At 72.2% G+C, this 21217-nt stretch carries 16 protein-coding genes and 1 pseudogene; 6 read left to right on the top strand and 11 right to left on the bottom strand.

What is annotated here, in order from left to right:
* Window positions 1-74 precede the first annotated feature (74 nt).
* Window positions 75-602: a sigma-70 family RNA polymerase sigma factor gene (locus ACFYP4_RS06600; protein WP_358849912.1), complete on the top strand. Its 528-nt coding sequence runs from the start codon at window positions 75-77 to the stop codon at window positions 600-602.
* A 1-nt stretch (window position 603) separates the two neighbouring features.
* Window positions 604-1380, top strand: a complete 777-nt coding sequence (locus ACFYP4_RS06595) for a hypothetical protein (RefSeq protein ID WP_388783363.1) — start codon at window positions 604-606, stop codon at window positions 1378-1380.
* A gap of 61 nt (window positions 1381-1441) precedes the next feature.
* Here the strand turns inward: ACFYP4_RS06595 and ACFYP4_RS06590 are convergent, their stop codons facing one another.
* Both ACFYP4_RS06590 and ACFYP4_RS06585 read right to left on the bottom strand, forming a co-directional pair.
* Window positions 1442-4753, bottom strand: a complete 3312-nt coding sequence (locus ACFYP4_RS06590; protein ID WP_358849914.1) for a S8 family serine peptidase — start codon at window positions 4751-4753, stop codon at window positions 1442-1444.
* 186 nt (window positions 4754-4939) lie between these two features.
* Window positions 4940-5140, bottom strand: a pseudogene (locus ACFYP4_RS06585) (CGNR zinc finger domain-containing protein); the annotation flags it as partial.
* A gap of 12 nt (window positions 5141-5152) precedes the next feature.
* Here ACFYP4_RS06585 and ACFYP4_RS06580 point away from each other — a divergent pair.
* The 3 genes from ACFYP4_RS06580 (at window position 5153) to ACFYP4_RS06570 (ending at window position 8862) form a co-directional block, all read left to right on the top strand.
* Complete coding sequence (locus ACFYP4_RS06580) at window positions 5153-5611, top strand: NUDIX hydrolase (RefSeq protein ID WP_358849915.1); 459 nt, start codon at window positions 5153-5155, stop codon at window positions 5609-5611.
* A 231-nt stretch (window positions 5612-5842) separates the two neighbouring features.
* Entirely contained in the window at window positions 5843-7624 is a 1782-nt protein-coding gene (locus ACFYP4_RS06575; RefSeq protein WP_388783360.1) for a TIGR03767 family metallophosphoesterase, read from the top strand.
* 89 nt (window positions 7625-7713) lie between these two features.
* Window positions 7714-8862, top strand: a complete 1149-nt coding sequence (locus tag ACFYP4_RS06570; RefSeq protein WP_388783357.1) for a serine hydrolase domain-containing protein — start codon at window positions 7714-7716, stop codon at window positions 8860-8862.
* A 106-nt stretch (window positions 8863-8968) separates the two neighbouring features.
* On the opposite strand, the gene ACFYP4_RS06565 is transcribed toward ACFYP4_RS06570, so the two are convergent.
* Both ACFYP4_RS06565 and pepN read right to left on the bottom strand, forming a co-directional pair.
* The gene (locus tag ACFYP4_RS06565; RefSeq protein WP_358849918.1) at window positions 8969-10030 is read right to left on the bottom strand and encodes a hypothetical protein; all 1062 of its coding nucleotides are present in this window, start codon (window positions 10028-10030) and stop codon (window positions 8969-8971) included.
* 226 nt (window positions 10031-10256) lie between these two features.
* Window positions 10257-12830: an aminopeptidase N gene (gene pepN, locus ACFYP4_RS06560; protein WP_388783354.1), complete on the bottom strand. Its 2574-nt coding sequence runs from the start codon at window positions 12828-12830 to the stop codon at window positions 10257-10259.
* A 137-nt stretch (window positions 12831-12967) separates the two neighbouring features.
* Here pepN and ACFYP4_RS06555 point away from each other — a divergent pair, with 137 nt between their 5' ends.
* Window positions 12968-13612, top strand: a complete 645-nt coding sequence (locus ACFYP4_RS06555; protein ID WP_358849920.1) for a DsbA family protein — start codon at window positions 12968-12970, stop codon at window positions 13610-13612.
* Window positions 13613-13760: 148 nt separating this feature from the next.
* On the opposite strand, the gene ACFYP4_RS06550 is transcribed toward ACFYP4_RS06555, so the two are convergent.
* The 7 genes from ACFYP4_RS06550 to ACFYP4_RS06520 all read right to left on the bottom strand — a co-directional run bounded on the left by ACFYP4_RS06550 (window position 13761) and on the right by ACFYP4_RS06520 (window position 21200).
* On the bottom strand, window positions 13761-14402 hold the full coding sequence (locus ACFYP4_RS06550; protein ID WP_358849921.1) for a superoxide dismutase: 642 nt from the start codon (window positions 14400-14402) through the stop codon (window positions 13761-13763).
* A gap of 212 nt (window positions 14403-14614) precedes the next feature.
* Window positions 14615-16024: an amino acid permease gene (locus ACFYP4_RS06545; protein WP_358849922.1), complete on the bottom strand. Its 1410-nt coding sequence runs from the start codon at window positions 16022-16024 to the stop codon at window positions 14615-14617.
* Between the two features lie 136 nt (window positions 16025-16160).
* A complete protein-coding gene (locus tag ACFYP4_RS06540) occupies window positions 16161-17078 on the bottom strand; it encodes a TauD/TfdA dioxygenase family protein (RefSeq protein WP_388783350.1) in 918 nt (305 codons plus the stop codon).
* A 57-nt stretch (window positions 17079-17135) separates the two neighbouring features.
* Entirely contained in the window at window positions 17136-18482 is a 1347-nt protein-coding gene (locus ACFYP4_RS06535) for an LLM class flavin-dependent oxidoreductase (protein WP_388783347.1), read from the bottom strand.
* A complete protein-coding gene (locus ACFYP4_RS06530) occupies window positions 18479-19291 on the bottom strand; it encodes an ABC transporter ATP-binding protein (RefSeq protein ID WP_358849925.1) in 813 nt (270 codons plus the stop codon). Before ACFYP4_RS06530 ends, ACFYP4_RS06535 begins: the two co-directional genes overlap by 4 nt.
* On the bottom strand, window positions 19267-20136 hold the full coding sequence (locus ACFYP4_RS06525; RefSeq protein WP_388783345.1) for an ABC transporter permease: 870 nt from the start codon (window positions 20134-20136) through the stop codon (window positions 19267-19269). The genes ACFYP4_RS06530 and ACFYP4_RS06525 overlap by 25 nt, the downstream gene beginning before the upstream one ends.
* A complete protein-coding gene (locus tag ACFYP4_RS06520) occupies window positions 20133-21200 on the bottom strand; it encodes an ABC transporter substrate-binding protein (protein WP_358849927.1) in 1068 nt (355 codons plus the stop codon). The genes ACFYP4_RS06525 and ACFYP4_RS06520 overlap by 4 nt, the downstream gene beginning before the upstream one ends.
* Window positions 21201-21217: the final 17 nt, after the last annotated feature.

Below are 21217 nucleotides of genomic sequence, written 5' to 3'. Positions count from 1 at the left end.
GCGCGGGCGGCGCAGGCCCCGGCGAACGTTTCGGCCCGCGCCGGCGTCCTAGGGGAAACGCGGCGAGGGGAGGGGTGACGGTGCTGCGCAGAAGGACGCGGCGCGTCCAGGGGGCGGACGACCCCCTGGACGCGGCCCAGGAGCGCCGGGTGCGTGCGGTGCTCGCGCTCGGCGGAGTGCCGCAGGCGGACCTGCCGGACGGGGTGCAGCAGGTCCGCCTGCGGCTGCTGGAACGTGCCGCCAAGGGGGACGAGTCGCTGCGTGACGTGTCGGCCTGGGCGGCGGTCGTCGCCTCGAACCTGGCGATGGACTGGCACCGGGCCAAGCGCCGGCAGGAGCGGCTCGGCGAGCGCCTGGCGGGGCTGCGCCAGCTGGAACACCCCTCCGGCGAGGATTCCAGCGTGCTCTCCCTCGCGGTCGCGCGCGGCCTGGACGAACTGCCCGACGCCCAGCGCCAGGTCCTCGTCCTGCGCTTCTACGCGGACCTGCCGGTGCGGGGGATAGCCGAGGAGCTGGGCATTCCGGAGGGCACGGTCAAGAGCAGGCTGCACACGGCGGTACGTGCCCTGCGCGCCCGCCTGCACGAGGACGAGGTGGTGTGACGTGGCCGGGTACGAGGAGAAGCCGGCCGAGTCGGGCGTTGCGGCCGTGGACGCGCTGCTGGCCGCGATCGTGGGCGAGCCGCTGCCGCGGGCGGCGCGGGACGACGCCGGGCTCGTGGCGGAGCACCGCGCCGCGGTGGCGGACGTGGCGCTGCTGCGGCGGCAGCTGACCGCGCTCGGGGACGCGCTGGCGGGCCCGGTGGACGGAGTCGAGCGCGCTTCGGTGCGGGCGCCCCGCGGCCGCGGCCGGCGTCCGCTGACTCTGGCTCTGGGCACCCTGGCCGCGGCTGCCGCGGCCACCGTGGTGACCGGGATGGGCTGGCTCGTGGTGCAGGGCGGCGGCGGGACGGGTTCCGCCGACGACGCGAAGGCGGGGTCGGCCGCGAGCCGGCAGGACAGCGGCGGCAAGGCGGGTGACACGTCGGCGGACTCGCCCGAGATGCGTGTCGCCTGTTCGCGGGTCCTCGCGGAGGGGACCGTGGTGAGCATCGCGCCCGGGACGGGCGGGGACGTCCGGGTCGTGCTGAAGGTGAGGCGTTACTACCGGCCGCAGGCGTCGGTGAAGGACCGGCCGACGCTCACCGTCACTCTGGACGGCGGCGCGCGCGAGGACCTGAAGCCCGGGGTGTACACGCTCGTCCGGATCCCGGTGCGTCCGCAGGACGGGCAGGACTGGGTGGTCGGCCGGGGTGTCGGTGAGGCGCGCGAGGAGCTGCTGAGGGCGCTGCCGGGCGCCGGGGGACTGACCTGCCGGGAGTCCCGGCGGGACACCGGCTGACGGCGACGCGAAGGGGCGGGCGCCCGTACGGACGCCCGCCCCTTCTGCCGTCACCCGTCGGTTACGGCGTGACCTTCTCGATCTTGACGCTGCCGAGGCCCGCGACCGTGCCGCGGGCGTTCACCAGCTGGACCTGGCCGAAGAACTCGCGGCCCTCGGGGGCCGCGGCGGCGGCGGTGACCGAGGCGGACACCGTCGCCGAGTCACCCGTGCCGAGCTTGACCGGCGCGGATCCGTCGACGGTGACCTCGCCGAGCGAGGACGAGAAGAACACGTCCTGGTAGTCGTACGCCGTGGAGCCCGAGGGAACCGCGTAGCCCACGACCTCGATGGTGTACGTCCCGGCGGCCGGGGAGGGCACGGAGACGGCCTCCTCGGAGTCGCCGTCCGCCGACGAGCCGACCGTCGTCCCGGCGGCGTTCTTCACCGTCAGGTCCAGGTCGGCGGCGGCGTCGGAGACCTTGCCGATGGCCACGTCGAGCGACTTGGCGCCCGCGGGCACCTCGACCGTCGTGGTCTGCGTCGCGCCCTCGGCGATGGCCGGCCGCGCCGTCTTGGAGGAGCCGAGCGGGCCGCCCTTGAGGGTGCCGTCGAGCGCCGCGAAGTTGTTCGTCACCTTCCAGGAGGCGGCGGCCGGGGTGCCGACCTTCGCCTCGGGGACGGTGACGACGGCCGGGTCGAAGGCCGCGCCGAACACGGCGACGTCCAGCTTGTACGGGTTGTCGAGCAGCGGCGACGTACGGCGCGACTCGACCTCGATCTCCCAGACGCCGGCCTGCGGGTCCGCGTACGCGCGCACGTCGGGCTTGCAGCCGTTGCCGTCGAGGTAGTTGTTGTAGCAGTAGGGCGTCGAGGTGTTGTCGACCGGAACGCCGTACGGGTGGATGGAGACGAAGCGGGTCTGGCTCTTGTCCTTCAGCCCGCTCATCGCGACCTCGAGGGACTTGGCGCCCTCGGGGACCGTCACGAAGTACGACGTGCTGCTGTTGCGCTGCACCGTACCCGCGGCGGAGTACGTGTACTTGAGCGGCGCGGCGACGACGACGGTCGACAGGACCTGCTTGTCGATGCCCTCGGTACGCGGGTCGTCGACCTCGAGGATCGCGCTCTTGATGCCGGCCGAGGACGGCTTGGCGGCGATCTTGACGGTGACCGGCGTGTTCAGCGGCAGCGAGACCTCGTCGGAGCTCGCGATGCGGAAGGTGCGGCCCGCGTTGTTCTCCAGGTGCAGCTCGTGGCGCAGCGCCCGGTCGGGGCCCGACGTACGGGTGATGGTGACGTCGTACGTCTTGGACTGGCCGGCCTTGAGGCCGCCCTCACGGTCGTACAGGCCGGTGCCGAAGCCCGGGGTCTTCAGTGCGTTGTCGATCGCGGTGTCGACCGGTGCCTTGACCGTGTAGGTGTGCGCGGTGGCGTCGTCCTTGATGGACTCCCACGCGTCCCCGATGTTGATGAGGCCCGCACCCTCCTCGTACGCCTGCACACCCTTGATGTGGTCGGCGGTGGAGTTCAGCGCGGTGCGCAGCGTGGCCGGGGTGAGGTCGATGCCCTTCTGCTTCGCGGCGCTCAGCAGCAGCGCCGAGGCGCCCGCGGCCTGCGGGGACGCCATCGACGTGCCCTGGAGCATCGAGTAGCCCGCGGGCAGCGAGTAACCGGCCTCGGCGACCGGGCCGCCGGGCAGCCAGGTCTGGGTGGTGTTGATCGACGCGCCGGGCGCGCTGATCGTCGGCGTGAAGCCGCCGTCCTCACGCGGACCGCGCGAGGAGAAGGGCATCATCGCGTACGACTTCTCCACCTGGGAGCCGTAGTTGGCGGCCCAGGTGCGCTTGGAGATGGTCGCGCCGACGGAGATGACCTTGTCGGCCAGGCCGGGGTCGCCGATGGTGTTGGCGCCGGGGCCGGAGTTGCCCGCGGAGATCACCAGCTGGACGCCGTAGGTGTCGATGAGACGCGTGTAGAGCTCGGCGCGCGCGTTGTTGCCGTCGTTGAGCGCGGGCAGACCGCCGATGGACATGTTCACGATGTCGACGCCGCGGTTGGCGACGAGGTCGATCATGCCCTCGGTGAGCGCGACGTTGGTGCAGCCGCCGGTCCAGGTGCAGGCGCGCGAGGAGACGAGCTTCGCGCCGGGCGCGGCACCGTTCATCTTGCCGCCGAACAGGCCGTGCGCGGCGGTGATGCCCGCGACGTGCGTGCCGTGCTCGGACTCGATGATGCCGATGTTGACGAAGTCGGCCTTCTTGCCGACCCAGTCGCCGCCGTAGGGGTCGGTCGGCACGTCCTTGCGGATCTCGACGACGAACGGCTGCCGCTCGACGACGTCGGTCGCCGGGTTGTCGGTGCCGAAGTAGCCGGTCTGGAAGCCGTCCTTGTAGGGCTTCATCGACGTGTCGTCGGTGAAGTCCTGGTTGTTGTTCAGGTCGACGCGGACCGTGCCGGCCTTGGCGTCGTACAGCAGGCCCCAGGCGTCGGTCGTGTCGCCGTCGCGGTTCGCGTCGCCGTTGGCGTCGCCGCCGACGGAGGCGGACTCGCGGAAGATGCTGACCTGGTAGTCGCCCGCCGGGGCCTTCCAGGTGGCGCCGCCGTAGGTGAAGGCGGGGCCGGTGACCGGGTTGGTCATCCGGCGCCAGGTGAGGTCGCTGTCGGTGATCGGGTCGGTCGCGGTGACCCAGTCGACGATCTTGCGCTCACCGGTGGTGGTCTTCTGCAGCGCGGGGTGCCCGAGGTCGACACCGGAGTCGAGGATGCCGATGGTGATGCCCCGGCCGTCCGCCTTCGGGTGTTCCTGCACGAAGTCGACGGCGCCCGTCTCGAAGGACGGGTTGTACGGGTTCTCGGCGGGCGTGCTCTTGGAGGGGGCCGGGTAGGCGGCCGTCGCGGTGGCCTGCTCCTTGGCGCCCTTGGCCGTGTCGGCGCTCGGGGCCGGGTCGTCGAGCGCGATCTCCTGGCGCAGGTCGATGCCGTGCACGGAGGTGAGCTTCGCGGCGGCGGCGATGGCCGCGTCGGCCTGCGCGGTCGGGACCGTGGCGCGGACGTAGCCGACCTTGTCGTAGGTGCGGCCCACGGAGCCGCCCTTCACCGCGTCCAGCCGGTCGGCGACCTGCTCGGTCTGCCCGGGGGCGGTGGCGATCATCATCGTGACGTTCTTGGCGCCCTCGGCCTTGGCCTCCGTGAGGAGGTCGGCGTCGGCCGAACCGAGCTTGGCGCTCGCGGACTTGGTGCCCGGGTCCGGTGTGGCGGGTGCGTGGTCCGCGGCGAAGGCCATGGGTATCGGTCCGGCCGCGGAGAGCGCGGCCATCAGGCCTGCGGCCACGGCCACGCGGGCCACGCGTCTCGCGCCCGATATCGGAGCGCGCTGAGGTTCGGGGGTCATCAGCTATCCCTTGTAGGTAAAGGAACGAGCGTGGAGCGAACGGACCCGGGATGAATCGGGCCGATCACATCAGTCCGGTATGTGAACCCGGAAGACCGCTCAGCTTTACCCAAGGGGCACTTGTTTGGGGAGAGTTGACCGTGGCGGGATGAAGGCATGGCGTACTTCCGCCATACGCCACCGGGGTCATAGCGGGACACGGAGGGGCATTCCCGGCGGCTTGCCGCCGACCGGGCACGGGTCCCAGCCGTCCTTCGTGCGCGCGTAGTGGCGGGACACCTTCGCCCGGTTACCGCACGCCGCCATCGGGCACCAGCGGCGGGTGCCGTTCCGCGAGGTGGCGAAGAAGTGCGGGACGCACGAGCCGCGGGCGCAGCGGCGCTGTCGTAACGTCGTCACATGCGCGAGGAGCTGCGGGTGGCGGCCTACGCCGTGTGTGTACGGGACGGGCAGCTGCTGCTGGCCCGCTGGGTCGCCGGCGACGGCAGCAAGCGGTGGACCCTGCCCGGCGGCGGCATGGACCACGGTGAGGACCCCTACGACACCCTCGTCCGCGAGGCCGAGGAGGAGACCGGCTACGCCGTGGAGCCCATGACCCTCCTCGGCGTCGACTCCGTCCGCCGCGCCCATCCGCGCCGGCTGGGCAGGACCGCCGACTTCCACGGGCTGCGCATCGTCTACGAGGCCCGGATCACCGGCGGCGAACTGCGCCACGAGACCAACGGCTCCACGGACATGGCGGCCTGGCACCCACTGGACGCGGTGGCCGCACTGGAGCGCGTCGATCTGGTCGACGTCGGCCTCGCCCTGTGGCGCGGGCGCCCGGCCTCGGGACGGCCCGCCGACGCCGGGACATAGGCCGGGTACCCCGGAAGATGAACGCGAAGTGACCGCCTCCCGGCCGTTCGGAGGGGGGTCCGTGGCCGCGCAGGGCACACGGAGATCCACGTACGGTGATCGGCGCTGCGCGTTGCTGCCGAGTTAACGCACAGGTCATTCCCAGTGCCAACGATCCAGTGTGAGCGGGGATTTCGTCGGACGAGACCCCGCGACCACTGCCGACGCGTTCGTACTCGGGGAGATCGCGCCATGTCGCGCATACGCTCTGTCGCCACAGCCGCCGCCTCCGCCACCACCGCATCCCTCGACCGCCGCGCCCTGTTGGCCGCCGCCGGCGCGGTCTCGCTCTCCGCGGGCATCGGGTACGCGCTGCGGCCCGGCGCCGAGGCACACGCCGCCGCCGGTCGGGCACCGGCCGCCGCGGGCCAGGCGCCCGTCGCCATGTCGCGCCGGGCGCCCGCCGCGCCCCTGGCGCCCTACACACGCGGCACCACCCTCGGCTCGGTCGCGGCGCCCCGCGGCGGTTCCGGCTACCGGCGGCTCGGCGACGGCCCCGCCTGGCCGCGGGTCGTACGCGGCGAGCTGGCCGCACCGAGGACGGGCCGCGCCGGACGGCGCACCGCACTCGCCGCCTTCGTCCAGTTCACCGACCTGCATCTGGTCGACGTGCAGCACCCGCTGCGCTACGAATACCTGCGCGCCCAGACCGCCAGCGCCTGGCGCCCGCAGGAAGCCCTGTCGGTGGCCGGCGCGGTCTCCCTCGTGGAGCGGGTCAACACCCTGCGGGGAGCCCCCGTCACCGGCTCCCCGCTCCACTTCGTCATGACCACGGGCGACAACACCGACAACAACTCCAAGACGGAACTCGACTGGTTCCTGAAGGTGATGAGCGGCGGCCGCATCACCCCCAACTCCGGGGACCCGCGCCACTACGAAGGCGTCCAGAACAGCGACCTCAAGCTGTACTGGCAACCCGACACGGCCGTGCGCGACGCCGACAAGCAGCACGGGTTCCCGCGCATCCGGGGCTTCCTCGACGCGGCCGTCCGCGAGCTGCGCAGCCCCGGCCTCGGCCTGCCGTGGTACTCCACCGTCGGCAACCACGACGCCCTGCCCGGCGGCTGCTACGCGCCCGGCGACTCCTTCTTCGCGGACTTCGCCGTCGGCGGCAGGAAGCTGATGACCCTCGACGAGACCGTGGGCGCCGCCCTCTGGAAGAACGTCAAGCGGGGCGGCGATCCCAAGGGCGTCGACTTCCGGGCGATACTCGAGTCCCAGGCCCGCCACATGCGCGCGGTCACCCCCGACGAGGCGCGCGCCCCCTTCACCCCGGCCGAGTACCTCGCCGCGCACCTCGACCCCGCCCACACCGGCCCCGGCCCGGTCGGCCACGGCTACTCCCAGGCCAACCTCGCCGCGGGCACCCAGTACTACGCCTTCCGCATCGCCGACGACGTCCTCGGTGTCAGCCTCGACTCGACCGACCCCGGGGGCCACTACGAGGGCTCGGTCGGCACGGCGCAGCTGCGCTGGCTGGAGCGGACCCTGCGCGACAACAAGGACTCGTACGTCATCGTCTTCAGCCACCACACCAGCAAGACCATGCGCAACCTGCGCGCCGACCCCGCGCACCCCGGCGAGAAGCGCCACGGCGGCGCCGAACTGCTCGCCCTTCTCGGCAGCCACCGCAACGTGCTGGCCTGGGTCAACGGCCACAGCCACAAGAACGACATCACCCCGCACACCGCGTCGGGCGGCGGCTCCTTCTGGGAGATCTCCACCGCCTCGCACGTCGACTTCCCCCAACTCGCCCGCGTCATCGAGGTCGTGGACAACAAGGACGGCACGGTCTCCCTCTTCACCACCCTCGTCGAGTCAGCGGCCCCGCACCGCACGGACTACGCCGACCTCACCCAGACCGGCCTCGCGGCGCTCTACCGCGAGCTGTCCTTCAACGCACCGGGCGCCCGCACCGACCTGACCGGCGCGCCCGGCGACCGCAACACCGAACTGGTGCTCAAGAAGGGCTGAAACGCACTCAACCGCCCGGGCGGCAGGCAACTGCCGCCCCGCCCGCCGGGTCCCTCCCCCTGACCGTGCACGTCTCACGGAACAGGACGATGGGGGAACACGTGTCAGTGCGTACGGGACTGGTGGGAGCGACCGCGGTGGCGGTGGCCGTGACCCTGGCGGGGCCCGCGGCGGCGGCGCCCGCCGGACGGGAGCACACGCCGACCAGGCAGGCCATGGACGCCGCCGTGCGGGACGGCGTCCCGGGCGTCGCCGCCCGGGCCGCGGACGAGCACGGCACCTGGAAGGCGGCCTCGGGGACCGGCGACCTGAGGACGGGCGCGCCCCGCCGCGCCGACGACCGGTACCGCGTCGGCAGCATCACCAAGACCTTCGTCGCGACGGTCCTGCTCCAACTGGAGGCGGAGGGCCGGCTGTCCCTGGACGACACCGTCGACGAGTGGCTCCCGGGCGTCGTGCGGGGCCACGGCCACGACGGCGGCCGCATCACGCTGCGGCAACTCCTCAACCACACCAGCGGCATCTACAACTACACGGAGGACGAGGGCTTCACCCGCACCTACTTCCTCAAGGACGGCTTCCTCCGGCACCGCTTCGACACGATGACACCCCGGCAGCTCGTCGGCCTCGCGATGAACCACGAGCCGCACTTCGCCCCGGGCACGTCCTGGCACTACTCCAACACCAACTACGTTCTCGCCGGCCTGGTGATCGAGGAGGCCACCGGTCACCCGTACGCGGCCGAGATCCGCCGCCGCGTCATCGAGCCGCTCGGGCTGCGCGCCACCCTCGTACCCGGCACGTATCCCAAGGTGCCCGCGCCCAGCAGCCGCGCCTACGGCAAGCTCGCCGGGACGACGACCGGGCCCACGTACGACGTGACCGAACTCAACCCCTCGCTCGCCTCCTCCGCGGGCGAGATGATCGCCGACTCCCGTGACCTGAACCGCTTCTACTCCGCGCTGCTGCGCGGCAGGCTGCTCCCGCCGAAGCAGCTCAGGGAGATGAAGACCACCGTCCGGGTCGACGAGATCCCGGGCGCCGGTTACGGCCTGGGCCTCATCGACCGCGAACTGAGCTGCGGCGTGCACGTCTGGGGCCACGGCGGCGGCATCCACGGCTCCAACTCGGAGGCCGTCACCACCGCCGACGGCCGGCACTCCCTCGCCTTCAACTTCAACGGCGACTGGTCGGGGGACAGCGACGCCGTGATCGAGGCGGAGTACTGCGGCGAGTAGGGCCCGCGGACGAGCCGCCCGCACGAGGAGGGGCCGCACGCACGAGGAGGGGCCGCCGGCGGTCCGGCGGCCCCTCCTCCCCCCTCCGGGTGTCCCCGGTCCTCCACTACCGGGGCAGCACCACGACATGTGCCGCCGGATCACGGTCGCCCGCCGCCATCAGGGCGGTGCGCACGACCGCCGCCTGCTGCTCCCTCGCGTCCCGCAGCTTGCGCGGGGTGATGTGGACGACCGTGATGCCCAGCCGCTCCAGGTGCTCCCGCTTGCGGGCGTACTCCGACCACAGCGCGTCGTCTTCCTGCCCGAGGCCCTGGCGGGGCGCGCGGGTGTCCAGCTCCACCGCCACCGCCTGCTCGGGCCAGTACGCGTCGAGACCGCCCAGGTGCGGGCCGCCCGGCAGCCGCAGGTCCACGTTCCACACCGGGTCGGGCAGGCCGTACTCGCGCACCATGCGGTGCAGGCGTTCCTCGGCGACCGAACGGCCCTCCGCCAGCAACGAGTCCACGGCGTCCACCACGTGCGGCCGGTTCAGCAGCCTGGCCTGCGTCAGCTCCCGTACCAGCGCGGCGGGTTCGCAGTGGCCGCCGCGCACCGCCTCCGTGAGCAGCCCGCGCACCGTCGCCGGGTCCGAAGGCTCGGCCACGGCATCGGCGACGGCCCGCGGCACCGGGGCGAGCGGCACACCCGTGACCTGCTCCGGGACCGGCAGCACCGCGGTGCGCACGATCCGCGCGCAGCCCGTCGAGCGCAGCCGCCGCAGCCGGGGGACCAGGACGTCGATCCGCTCCAGGGAGGACAACGGGGGCGTGCCGGAGAAGCCGTGCAGCGCGAGGGCGGCGAGACCGGTGACCAACACGTCCGGGTACGCCGGACGGCGCGGCTCCGCCGCGCCCGGCTGGACCGGGACGCCGGGCACCGCCGCCCGCAGCGGGGAGCGGGCCGCGTACATCAGGACCGCGTGCAGCCGCTCCTCGCCGGAGGGCGGGCCCGGGTGCAGGACGTGGACCCCGGGAAGGATCCGCTGCCACGGGCCGCCCGGACGGCACTGCTCGTTCACCTCGGCGGCGGTCACTCCGCGCGCCCGCAGCTGTGCGGTGCTCAGCACGCGCCGCTGCACCTCGGACAGGTGACGGAGGGGGCGGGGGGAGAGCGGGGTGTTGTGCGTCATGCCCCCGAGCCTTCCGCCCGTGACCGCTTCCTTAACCGCTGTTACACGTCCGTCGACGAATCAGGACAAGCCCATCCTAAAGTACGGACGTTCGACTGCCGAAAACGGCAGGTCCGGCCGGGGGCCGCCACAGTCGCGGCCGTGCGTGCGGGTATCCGGTGACCGCTGTTCCCGTGGTGCCGGAGGGCACCGGCGAGACCGGTGCCCTCCGGGGGAACAGGGACGGCTAGCCCGCGGCCGCGTCGCACGCCTGGGCGCGCAGGGAGCGCGCCAGGTCGTCCCGTGCCTCCAGGACCAGGCGGCGCAGCGCGGGCGGCGCCTCCTCGTGCGCGGACAGCCACGCGTCCGTCGCGTCCAGCGTCATGGGGGAGTCCTGCAGCGCCGGGAACAGGCCCCGGACGACGTCCATCCCGATCTGGATGGAACGCTCCGCCCACACGCGCTCGATCGCCTCGAAGTACTTCGCCGTGTACGGCGCGGTCAGTTCGCGCTGGGACGGCCGGCCGAAGCCCGCGATGGTCGCCTCGACCAGCGCGTTCGACAGCGCGTCGGACTCCACGACGGACGCCCAGGCCTGCGCCTTGACCGCCGCCGACGGGCGGGCCGCCAGGCAGCGCACCTGGTGCCGCTTGCCGGACGCGGTGTCGTCCCGGGCCAGCTCGGCGGCCAGCACCGACTCGTCGGCCTCACCGGCCGCGGCGAGCGGCTCCAGGAACGCCCACCGCAGCTCCTGGTCGACGTCCAGGCCGTCGATCCTGGCCGTGCCCTCCACCAGCCCCTTCAGCAGCTGGAGATCGGACGCGCCGGACGCGACGCGGGCGAGGAACCGGGCCCAGGTGAGCTGTTCCTGACTGCCCGGCTCCGAGATCCGCAGCTCCTTCAGCGCGCCGTCCGCGAGCAGCCGGCCGCCCTCGGGCCGCCAGACGGGCGCCGCGTAGTGGGTGAGCGCCGAGTACGCCCAGGCGTGCAGCATCTGGAGCACGCCGATGTCGGACTCGCGCCCGGCGAACCGCAGCACCAGCCCGATGAAGTCCCGGGCCGGCATGAGCCCGTCGCGGGTGAGGTTCCACAGAGCGGACCAGCACAGGGCGCGGGCGAGCGGGTCGGCGATCTCGCCCAGCCGCTCGCGCAGCGTCGCCAGCGAGTTCTCGTCGAAGCGCACCTTGCAGTACGTCAGGTCGTCGTCGTTGACCAGGACCAGGTCGGGCGCCTCGGCGCCGGCGAGTTCACCGACGACGGTGCGCGGGCCCTCGACGTCCACCTCGGCGCGCGCGTACCGCTCCACGGCACCGCCGGACGAGCGCCGGTACAGGCCCACCGCCACCCGGTGCGGCCGCACCTCGGGGTGCGACTCCGGTGCCTCCTGGACGACGGCCAGCTCCGTGATCCGGCCCTCCGCGTTCAGGATCACCTGCGGGGTCAGGGAGTTGACGCCGGCGGTCTGCAGCCAGGCCCGCGACCAGGCGGCCAGGTCGCGCCCGCTGGTCTCCTCCAGCACCGACAGCAGGTCGCCCAGGCGGGTGTTGCCGTACGCGTGCCGCTTGAAGTAGCGGCGGGCGCCTTCGAGGAACGCGTCCCGGCCGACGTACGCCACCAGCTGCTTGAGCACGGACGCGCCCTTGGCGTACGTGATGCCGTCGAAGTTGAGCTTGGCGTCCTCCAGGTCACGGATGTCGGCCGTGACCGGATGCGTGGACGGCAGCTGGTCGGCGCGGTACGCCCACGCCTTGCGGTTGTTGGCGAAGGTGATCCAGCCGTCGGTGAACCGGGTCGCCTCGACCATCGAGAAGCTGCCCATGAAGTCGGCGAAGGACTCCTTGAGCCACAGGTCGTCCCACCACTGCATGGTGACCAGGTCGCCGAACCACATGTGCGCCATCTCGTGCAGGACGACATTGGCGCGCCGCTCGTACGACGCCTGCGTCACCTTGCCGCGGAAGATGAACTCCTCCCGGAAGGTGACGAGTCCGGGGTTCTCCATCGCGCCGAGGTTGTACTCGGGCACGAACGCCTGGTCGTACTTCCCGAAGGGGTACGGGTAGTCGAAGTGGTCGTGGAAGAAGTCCAGGCCCTGCTTGGTGACGAGGAAGACGTCGTCCGCGTCGAAGTGCGGGGCGAGGCCCTTGCGGCACATCGCGCCGAGCGGGATCTCCAGCGTCGTACCGTCGTCGAGGGTGCGCACGTAGCGGTCCGTGACGTAGTGGTACGGACCGACGACGAACGCGGTGATGTACGTCGAGATCGGCTTCGTCTCGGCGAACCTCCAGACACCGTCCGTCAGTTCGCCGATGCCGTTGCTCCACGCCGTCCAGCCCTCGGGGGCCCGCACCTCGGCGCGGAAGGGCGCCTTGAGGTCGGGCTGCTCGAAGGTGGCGAAGACGCGGCGGGAGTCGGCGGGCTCGTACTGCGTGTACAGGTAGACCTCGCCGTCCTCCGGGTCGACGAAGCGGTGCATGCCCTCGCCGGTACGGGAGTAGGCGCACTGGGCGTCGACGACCAGCACGTTCTCGGCGGCGAGGTCCTCCAGCCGGATCCGCGCACCGTCGAAGACGGCACCGGGGTCCAGGTCCCGGCCGTTCAGCGAGACGGCGGTCACGCTCGGGGCGATCAGGTCGGCGAACGTGGCGGCGCCGGGCTCGGCGCAGCGGAACCGGACGGTGGTCACGGACCGGAAGGTGCGCGGCTCGCTCCCGGCGTCCCCCACGGCGGACCGCAGGTCGAGGGACACCTCGTACCCGTCGACGGACAGCAGCGCGGCCCGCTCCCTGGCTTCGTCGCGGGACAGATTCTCACCGGGCACGGGCGGCACTCCTTCGTGACGTGATCGGTACGCGTGAACAGGACCGATCCTGCCATGTGCTCCTGACCGCGGGCACCCGGGAATGGCCGGGGCGCGTGCCGGTGTTGCCCGGGGAAACAGACCTCACGAGGAGAGCCATGTCAGAGAAGACCCCCGTCGACTTCTGGTTCGACCCGCTGTGCCCCTGGGCCTGGATGACCTCGCGCTGGGTGCTGGAAGTGGAGAAGATCCGCGACATCGAGGTCCGCTGGCACGTGATGAGCCTCGCCGTGCTGAACGAGTCGAGGCTGGACGAGCTGCCCGAGGAGTACCGCGAGCTGCTCTCCACCAAGGCGTGGGCCCCGGTCCGCGTGGTCACGGCGGCCTGGCAGAAGCACGGCGACGACGTCCTCGGACCTCTCTACACCGCGCTCGGCACCCGTTTCCACAACCAGGGCGAGGACGCGACCCGCGAGGCGATCGCGGCGGCGCTCGCCGACGCCGGTCTCCCGGCGGACCTGATCGACTACGCCGACCAGGAGGACTTCGAGTTCGACGCGCAGCTGCGCGCCTCCCACAAGGAGGGCATCGACAAGGTCGGCCAGGACGTCGGCACCCCGGTGATCGCCGTTCCGGGCGCGAACGGCGAGCAGATCGCGTTCTTCGGGCCGGTGGTCACCCCGGCCCCCCAGGGCGAGGACGCGGGCAAGCTGTGGGACGGCACCCTGCTGGTCGCCTCGGTCCCCGGCTTCTACGAGATCAAGCGCACGCGCAGCAAGGGCCCGGACTTCAGCAACCTGTGAGCCACCGGGGCCGCCCGTGCCGGCCGGCCGGAGCGCGCCTCGTGCGTGAGGCCCCCGCGAGTCACGTTCTCGCGGGGGCCTCACGTCTTTTCTCCGCCTGCGCGTGAAGGGTGAGAAGACGATCACGGGCAGGACGATGGGGGCCCGGTCAGGGAGCGAGCAGCAGCACGTCCGTGCGGGACGCGGCGGCGGCGTACCGGCGGGCGACGTCCTGCCAGTCGACGACCTGCCACATCGCCTCGACGAAGTCGGCCTTCTGGTTGCGGTACTGGAGGTAGAAGGCGTGCTCCCAGGCGTCGAAGACGAGGATCGGGGTCGCGCCCTGGCCCACGTTGCCCTGGTGGTCGTAGACCTGCTCGACGATCAGCCGGCCGCTGAGCGGCTCGTGGGCGAGGACGCCCCAGCCCGAACCCTGCGTGGTCGCCGCGGCCTTCGACAGCTGCGCCTTGAAGGCCCGGAACGAGCCGAAGGACTCGGCGATCGCGTCGGCCAGCTCGCCCACGCCGTCCGCGGCCAGCGGTTCGCCGCCGCCCCCGCCGGTCATGTTGTGCCAGTAGATCGAGTGCAGGATGTGCCCGGACAGGTGGAAGGCCAGGCTCTTCTCCAGGCCGTTGACCGCGCCCCACGTCTCCTTGTCGCGCGCCTCCGCGAGCTGCTCCAGCGTGTCGTTGGCCCCCTTCACGTACGCCGCGTGGTGCTTGTCGTGGTGCAGCTCGATGATCTCGGGGCTGATCACGGGCGCGAGCGCGGCGTAGTCGTACGGCAGCTCGGGAAGTGTGTAGACGGCCATGCCAGGGTCCCCTCCGAGGTCTTATTGCAAGTTACTTGCAACTGCACATTAACAGCAAGAGGCTGGCTCGGCCGCCGGGACATGCGCAAAGGCTCCGCACGGAAACGATCTGCTGCGTGTCGGAGAGGCCCCCGGCTCGGAAACGGGCCGCGGCATGCGCAAGGGCCCCCGCACGGAAACGGTCTCCGTGCGGGGGCCCTTGCGGCGGCGGGTCAGCCGCGGGCGCGCGTCCGCTGCCGGACGTAGCCGACGGCCGCCAGGAACGCCGTCATCCCGCCCGTCGAGTACAGCTGCACCCGGGTGTCCGGCTGCCGCGCCATCAGCACGAGGATCGCGGCCATCGCCGCCAGCGCCACCCACGTCAGCACCGGGAACGCCCACATCCGCACGGCGAGCCGCTCCGGCGCCTCCCGCTCCAGCGTGCGCCGCAGCCGCAGCTGCGCCACCGCGATGAAGATCCAGACGACCAGGATCACCGCGCCGATCATGTTCAGCAGCCAGGGGAAGACGTCGTCGGGCCGCCAGTAGCTGAGCAGCACGCAGCCGAAGCCGAACACGGAGGAGGCCAGCACCGCGGCCCGCGGCACCCCGCCGGACACCCGGCCGAGCGCCTTCGGCCCCTGCCCCCGCTCCACCAGCGAGTACGCGATGCGCGAGGCGCCGTAGATGTTGGCGTTCATCGCCGAGAGCAGGGCCACCAGGACCACCACGTTCATCAGCTGCGCGGCGCCCGGGATGTTCAGCTGGTCGAGCGCGGCGACGTACGGGCCCTTCTCGACGACCTCGTCGGAGTCCCACGGGACGAGCGTCACGATGAGCGCCATCGAGCCGACGTAGAAGAGCGCGATGCGCCACATCGCGGTGCGCACGGCTCGCGCGACGCCCTGGACCGGGTTCTCGGACTCGGCCGCCGCGATGGTCACGGTCTCCAGGCCGCCGTACGCGAAGACGGACGCGAGCAGGCCGATGACCAGCCCCTCACTGCCGTTCGGCAGGAAGCCGCCCTCGCCGGTGAGATGTGCCGTGCCGGGGGAGTCGGTGCCGGGCAGCAGCCCGGCCACGGCGAGCACCCCGAGCGCCAGGAACAGGGTGATCGCACCGACCTTGAGTGCGGCGAACCAGAACTCGAACTCGCCGAAGTTCTTCACGGCCGCGAGGTTGGCCGCGCAGAAGGCGACCATGAACAGCGCCACCCATGCCCACTCGGGGGTACCGGGCAGCCAGCCGGTGACGATCTTCGCCGCGCCGATGCCCTCCAGCCCGACGGCCGTGCACAGCAGCACCCAGAACGACCAGCCGGACGCGAAACCCGCCCACGGTCCGATCGCCCGCTCGGCGTGCGCGGAGAAGGAGCCGGACGAGGGGTGGGCGGCCGACATCTCGCCCAGCATGCGCATCACCAGCATGACGAGCAGACCGGAGACGGCGTACGCGACGACGATCGACGGGCCGGCGGCGGCGATGCCCGCGCCGGACCCGACGAACAGACCCGCCCCGATCACCCCGCCGAGGGCGATCATCGACAGGTGGCGCTGCTTGAGTCCGTGCGAGAGCGGCGGTGCCGGGTCGGCGGTGGCGTCGTCGGGTCGGTCGACGCCGCTGTCGGGAGCGGTCCGGGACATGGCGTGGGGGAGTCCGTTACGTGAGACGGGGCAAAAACGCCCACAGTCTGGGCAGTCCCACCGCCCGGACGGGGGGACTGCCCAGCATGCGGACACCCACGATACGGAACGTGAGGGTCCGATTACCTGGCGGGTATCAGGCGGCCGCCGGCACGGGCGCGGACCCGGCGACCGGCGTGTAGTGCGAGGCGTCGCCCGTGATCGCGTGACTCTCCCGGCCGTCGACACCGACCGGCACGTCCCCGGCGACCGTCACCCGGTGCAGCCGGCGCGGCAGACCGTCGTAGTTGTCGACGGCGTAGTGCTGGGTGATCCGGTTGTCGAAGAGGACGAGCTGCTCCGGGGACCAGCGCCAGCGAAGCACGTTCTCCGGCCGGGTCACGTACGACTGGAGCAGTTCCAGCAGTTTGCGGGACTCGGCCGCCGACAGGCCGACGATCCGCTGCGCGAAGCCGCCGATGAACAGGCCGCGTTCGCCGGTCAGCGGGTGCACCCGGACCACCGGATGGGCCGTGCGGTACACGGTCGACGTGAACTGGGCGCGCCGCCCGGCCGTTTCCCCGTCGATCTCCTCGTCCGGCACGGCGTAGTCGTAGTCGTTGGTGTGCTCGGCCCACAGGGTGTCGGCCAGTGAGCGCAGCGGGCCGGGCAGATCGCGGTACGCGGCGGCGGAGCTGGCGATCAGCGTCTCCCCTCCGTACGGCGGCACCGTGATGCTGCGCAGCGTGCTGGCCTGCGGGGGGTTGAGGACGAACGTGACGTCCGTGTGCCAGTGGTTGGCGCGACCGCGCTCGCTGTCGACGGCGAGCACGTTCGGGGCGCCGTCGACGGCCGGCACCGTGGGGTGCGCGGTGGTGAGGTCGCCGAAGTGCCGGGCGAAGGCCTGCTGGCCCGCGTCGTCCAGACCGGCGGCGTCGAACACGAGCGCCTTGTGCCGGCCGAGGGCGTCGCGCAGGGCCGCGACGGTCTCCTCGTCCAGGGGTTGTGCGAGGTCGACGCCGGACACCTCGGCGCCGATGCGGGCGGTCACCTTGCGGATCTCGATCTCGGGCATGCGGGACGGTCCTTTCGGGGTGGCTCGGGAGGGGTGTGCGGACGGCAGCGGCGGCGCTCAGCGGGCGGCGAGAGCCGGTGCGGCGGCGTACTGGTTGGCGGGGCGCGGCAGTCCGTAGCGCTCGCGCAGGGTCCGGCGCGGGCCGTACTCGGTGCGGAGCAGCCCGCGGGCGCGCAGGACCGGCACCACGTGGTCGACGAAGAGTTCGAGGCCGGACGGCAGCACGGCGGGCATGATGTTGAAGCCGTCGGCGGCACCGGACCGGAACCACTCCTCTATGGCGTCGGCCACCTGCTCCGGAGTGCCGGCGAACGTCAGATGGCCGCGCCCGCCGCCGAGCCGGCCGATGAGCTCGCGGACGGTCAGCCGCTCGCGGCGGGCGAGTTCCACCACGAGCGTGTAGCGGCTCTTCGCCCCCTCGATGGCGCTCTCCGGCGGCAGGTCGGCGGGCAGCCGCGCGTCGAGTTCGAGTGTGCCGGGCTCGACCCCCAGCAGGTGTTCCAGCCGGTCCAGTCCGTGCTCGTACACGATGTGGTCCTCGAGGACCGCCTCGTGCCGGCGGGCCTCCGCCTCGGTGGAGCCGATCACCGGGACGATCCCGGGCAGGATCTTGATGTGGTCGCGGTCCCGGCCCGCCCGCTCGGTGCGGGACTTGAGGTCGGCGTAGAACGCCTGCGCGTCGGCCAGGGTCTGCTGGGCGGTGAAGACCGCCTCCGCGTACCGGGCCGCGAACCGTCTGCCGTTCTCGGACGAGCCCGCCTGGACGAGCAGCGGGTAACCCTGCGGTGTGCGCGGCACGTTGAGCGCGCCTTCGACGCTGAAGTACGTCCCCCGGTGCCGCGGGGGGTGGATCTTGTGCTCGTCGCCCCAGACCCCGGCGGCCTTGTCCGCGACGACCAGGTCGTCCTCCCAGCTGTCCCAGAGCTTGAGGGCCACGTCCAGGAACTCGGCGGCGCGCTCGTAGCGGGTGGCGTGGGCCGGCTGGTCGTCGAGGCCGAAGTTGCGGGCGGCCTCGGCTCCGGCGGTGGTCACGATGTTCCAGCCCGCGCGCCCGCCGCTGAGGTGGTCGAGGGAGGCGAGCCTGCGGGCCAGGTTGTAGGGCGAGTTGTAGGAGGTCGACGCGGTGGCGATCAGGCCGATGTGTTCGGTGACGGTGGCCAGCGCGGTGAGCAGGGTGATGGGTTCCAGGGCGCCGGACGGCCGCTGGCCGACGCTGTTGAAGAGCACCGGACCGTCGGCGAGGAACAGGGAGTCGAAGGTGCCGCGTTCGGCGGTGCGGGCGAGGCCGCGGTAGTGGGCGAGGTCGACGCTCGCGTGCGGGTCGCTCTCGGGCAGCCGCCAGGAGGCCTCGTGGTGGCCGGTGTTCATCAGGAAGGCGTTGAGGTGCAGTCGGCGCTCGGTCACTGGGCTCTCTCCTGGTCGGTCACGTGGTCCGCCCGGTCCACGTGCTGCTGTGCCGGGTTCTCCCGCCGCCCCGGGTTCTCCTCGTGTCCGGTCACACCGAGCGCGCGGAGCAGGAGTTCGCGGTACTCGCCGAGCAGCGGATCGCGGTACGAGCGCGGATGCGGACGCTCGATCGTCAGGTCGAGGCCGATGCGGCCGCGGTCGAGGACGAGGACCCGGTCGGCGAGCACGATCGCCTCGTCCACGTCGTGGGTGACGAGGAGCACGGAAGGCCGGTGCCGTTCCCACAGCTCGCGCAGCAGGGTGTGCATCCGGATCCGGGTGAGTGCGTCCAGTGCGCCGAACGGCTCGTCGGCCAGCAGGAGTTCCGGGTCCCGCACCAGGGAGCGGGCCAGCGCGGCGCGCTGTGCCTCACCGCCGGACAGCTCGCTCGGCCAGGCCCGTTCGCGTCCCGCGAGTCCCACCTCGGCGAGGGCGGCGCGACCGCGCACCGCGGCCTCCTTGCCGTCCGTGCCGAGCAGCACGTTGTCGAGCACCCGGCGCCAGGGCAGCAGGCGTGAGTCCTGGAAGACCACGGACACCCGCTCCGGCGCGCTCAGTTCACCGCTGCCGGTGACACTGTGGTCGAGTCCGGCGATGGCGCGCAGCAGAGTGCTCTTGCCGGAACCGCTGTGCCCGAGAAGGGCGGTGAACTGGCCGGGCGGCAGATCGAGGTCGATGCCGTCGAGGACGGTGCGCTCCTCGAAGGAGCGGGTCAGGTTCCTGAGCCGGACGGCCGGCCGGGTCAGTTGCTCAGTGTGCGTCGCCATGACAGCACCCTCCGTTCGACGAGGCGGACCGCGGTGTCGGAGACCAGGCCGAAGACGCCGTAGATCAGCAGGCCGACGAGGATGACGTCCGTCTGGCCGTAGTTCTGGGCCTGGAACATCAGATAGCCGAGGCCGCTGGTGGCGTTGATCTGCTCCAGGACGACCAGCGACAGCCAGGAGCCGGTCACCCCGAGCCGCAGCCCGACGAAGAAACCGGGCAGCGCGCCGGGGACGACGATCTGCCGGACGAAGCGGAGCCTGGACAGGCCCTGCACCTCGGCGAGTTCGACATAGCGGTGGTCGATACCGGACAGGGCGGCGTGCAGGTTGAGGTAGATCGGGATGTAGACGACGATGGCGATGATCGCGATCTTGAACGTTTCGGCGATGCCGAGCCACAGGATGAACAACGGGATCAGTCCGAGGGTGGGGATCGCCCGGTTGAGCTGCACGGTCCCGTCGATAAGCGCCTCGCCGACCCGGCTGAGCCCGGCGGCCAGGGCGAGCGTCACCCCGGCGGTCAGCCCGAGGGCGAACCCGTAGGCGGCACGGCGGAGTGAGGTCAGCACATCGGTGGGGAGCGTGCCGTCCGTCCACAGATGCCCCGCGGTGCGCAGGACGGTCCAGGGCGCCGGGATAGCGCCGGGGTCCAGCTGTCCCGCGGCGGACGCGAGGGCCCACAGCGCGGCGAAGAGAGCGGGGCCGATGATCCGGGAGGCGGGCAGCCGTTTGCCGGGGGCCAGGCCGCGGCGCGGGGTGCGGCGGTCCCGGCCGGGAGCCCCGGCGGGTGCGGCGGCGGGGGAGACGGCTGCCGGTGCCGGTGCGGTGGTCGTCACGGCGCTCACCTCCGGTACTCGGCCGGCACGGCCTTGGCGGCGATGCCCTCGAAACGGCGGTCGAAGAGGGAGCCGACCTTGAACGCCTTAACGAAACCGCCCTCGGCCAGCAGGTCGGCCGTCTCCTGCTCCCAGGCCACCGCCTTGTCCCAGCTCGGCGGGAAGTACGGCTTGTTCGCCAGCTCCGTGATGGACTTCGCCTGGGCGAGGCTGAGGTTCTGCGTCTTGACGTAGAACTCCTCGTTCCAGGCGTCCGGGTGCTCGTAGGCCCACACCTGGCCCTTGGCCCAGCGCGGGATGTACGCGGCGACGGCGGCGGCCTTCGCGGGGTCGGACAGCACCGCGGTGGGCGCCCACAGCAGGTTGAGCAGATCGACGACATCGGTCGTGATGGTGTGCGCGCCCTTGGCCCGGTACTGCTTCAGGTAGGCCGGCGCCTGGCTGTTGGCGAGCGGCGCGATGTCCACCTGCCCGGCCTGGAGCGCGGTGAGGAACTGGTTGCTGGTCAACGGCACCAGCTCCACCTCGTCGTACGCCAGTCCGGCCTTCTTCAGGGCGCGCAGCAGGACGACACCCTGCGCCTGGCCCTGCGAGAACGCGAGCCGCCGCCCCTTGAAGTCCCGCACGTCCTCGATGTCGCTGCCGGGCTTGGTGGCGAAGAGGTAGTTCGGCTTGCGGGTGACGTTGATCGCGACGATCTTCGCGTCGAAGCCCTGGTAGTGCGCCTGGATCGGCGGGATGCCCGCGTTGTTGGCGAGGTCGAGGGACTTGGCGCGGAAGGCGTTGATGACATCGGGACCGGCGCCGATGTTGGGCCAGTCGGTGACGGTGAACGGCAGGTCGGACAGGCCCGCCAGCTTGAACTGGAGCTGCTGGACTCCCTGGTAGGAGGCGATCTTCAGACGGGTGCCGGCCGGGACGTCGGAGGACAGCGGGGCGGTCGCGGACCCCTTGGTGCCGGTGTCGGCGGCGCTGCTGCCCGCGCAGCCGCTGAGCCCGGCCGCGGCGGCGGCGCCGAGCAGGGAGGACAGGAACAGCCGTCGGTCTACACCGGACGCGGGCAGTGGTGGCATGGCAGGGCTCCGTGAGG

This window comes from Streptomyces sp. NPDC005551 (genome assembly GCF_042871785.1).
Classification (GTDB): Bacteria; Actinomycetota; Actinomycetes; order Streptomycetales; family Streptomycetaceae; genus Streptomyces.
Note: the sequence above shows the minus strand (reverse complement) of the source record. Positions and strands in the feature narration are given on the sequence as shown.